The organism is Mannheimia kashgarensis (assembly GCF_041807705.1).
Classification (GTDB): domain Bacteria; phylum Pseudomonadota; class Gammaproteobacteria; order Enterobacterales; family Pasteurellaceae; genus Mannheimia.
This window is the reverse complement of sequence record NZ_JBGTYY010000061.1, coordinates 1-1,960: the sequence shown is the minus strand read 5'-3', so window position 1 is coordinate 1,960 and position 1,960 is coordinate 1. Positions and strand designations below refer to the sequence as shown.

The window sequence follows — 1,960 nt, the reverse complement described above, 5'->3', positions numbered from 1 at the left end:
TTAATGGAATTGAGAATTTTTGGAGCCAAGCAAAACGTCATTTACGCAAGTTTAATGGTATTCCGAAAGCCCATTTTGAGCTATATTTGAAAGAATGCGAATGGCGTTTTAATCACAGTGACTTAGAATCTCAAATATTCCTTTTAAAACAATTGGTTAAAGGGGGTTTAGGTTAGTTATCTAGGACAGCCCCTTATGTTAAGTTTAAAACATCCAATCCTCTGCAACAGATTGTACAACAACAATTAAAACAATCAGGCTTTTATGCTTGGTTTTTTTAATTTTTTGTTGCTCCTTTTATTCTAAAAGACACAGACACAAAACACAATCACAAAAATTGCCATTGCTTATTCATGATAAAAAAATATTAAATTGTCAAAAAATTATTAAGATCCAGTATTTAAATAGTTGATTGCGCGCATCAAAACGCAACAAAAAAGCCCATCACTGATGAGCTTTTTTGTTGACTTTGATTACTTGTTTAAACAATCAATTTTAATAATCAATGATTAGTGATTAAAAATGAAGGCCTGCACCAATCGAGCCACCGGCATTGCCTCTAGAGTTTACACTTCCGCTGACCTTAATCACCCAGCGACCGTTGTCTGAAATGCTTGACAAACCAATTGCAACAGCACTTTGTCCATTATAAGTCGCCATACCGCCTGTCAACATCGACTTACCTGGTATAAATGCTTGTGGCAAGCTTGCCATCGCCATCGCCGAAGAAACACCTGCGTTAGCATCATCTTTGACAGCATCAATGCGCTTGTAAATACTGGCAGTATTGTTGTTAATGGTTGTATTCAAGCGATTGATGGCTTGATTTGTTTCATACAACTGGCTACCACTGACCGCGTCTTTGCTGTTGGCACTCAACTGTGCGTCCGCAACATTGATGATTTTCGTGCCTTGTGCGTCGATGCCATTGGCTGAAATCTCAACTCTATTACCAACGCTTAGAGTGTCAGTTTTGGTGTTGCCTTTAACAGTTAGATCTTTGTCAATGCTTTGACTGCCTTTGACGTGGCTGTTGCCTTTAACAGTTAGATCTTTGTCAATGCTTTGACTGCCTTTGACTTGGCTGTTACCTTTAACAGTTAGATCTTTGTCAATGCTTTGACTGCCTTTGACGTGGCTGTTGCCTTTAACAGTTAGATCTTTGCCAATGCTTTGACTGCCTTTGACGTGGCTGTTGCCTTTAACAGTTAGATCTTTGTCAATGCTTTGACTGCCTTTGACGTGGCTGTTGCCTTTAACAGTTAGATCTTTGTCAATGCTTTGACTGCCTTTGACTTGGCTGTTGCCGCCAATAATAGCATCACCTTTGGTGTTTAACACTCCAGCATTTACAGAACCAGCATTTAGGCTACCATCTGCTCCCAAGTTCACATCTTTCACCAATTCCACAGCAATACTGCCATCTTTATCAGCGGTTGTTTTGATGTTTTTAACAGTCGTCACCTCAGCTGTTGCCTCACCTTTTACTGTCAAGATTTGATCTTTCTTACGGGTGACGATTACTCCGTCATCGGCGGTGTATTGCATGGCAAGATTTTGAGAGGCTGTCGCCAAATCATCAGCGGTTGCAACTGCGACTTTATTTCCATCTTTTTCAATAAACACTCCGCCTTTAAACACAGATTCCCCTGTCACTGACAATGTGTCTGTATTCACGCCTCCAGTCACATCGATACCATTTTTAGCAGTGACTTTGCCTGTCAAAATTGAATCACCATCCACTGTTTGGTTGCCTTTGGTGTGAGTGTCGCCATCCACAGTCTGGTTACCTTTAACGGTTAGGTCTTTGTCAATGTTGACATTGCCTTTTAAGCTAGAGTCACCGTCCACAGTCTGGTTACCTTTAACGGTTAGGTCTTTGTCAATGTTGACATTGCCTTTTAAGCTAGAGTCACCGTCCACAGTCTGGTTACCTTTAACTGTTAGGTCTTTGTCAATG

At 40.6% G+C, this 1,960-nt stretch carries 2 protein-coding genes; one reads left to right on the top strand and one right to left on the bottom strand.

From position 1 onward, the window contains the following. A partial coding sequence (locus ACERCF_RS12435; RefSeq protein WP_373625777.1) for a transposase occupies positions 1–176 on the top strand: 176 nt, incomplete at its 5' end. Positions 177–516: 340 nt separating this feature from the next. On the opposite strand, the gene ACERCF_RS12430 is transcribed toward ACERCF_RS12435, so the two are convergent. Then, positions 517–1,851, bottom strand: coding sequence for a YadA family autotransporter adhesin (locus ACERCF_RS12430; RefSeq protein ID WP_373625776.1), 1,335 nt, complete (start codon positions 1,849–1,851; stop codon positions 517–519). Positions 1,852–1,960: the final 109 nt, after the last annotated feature.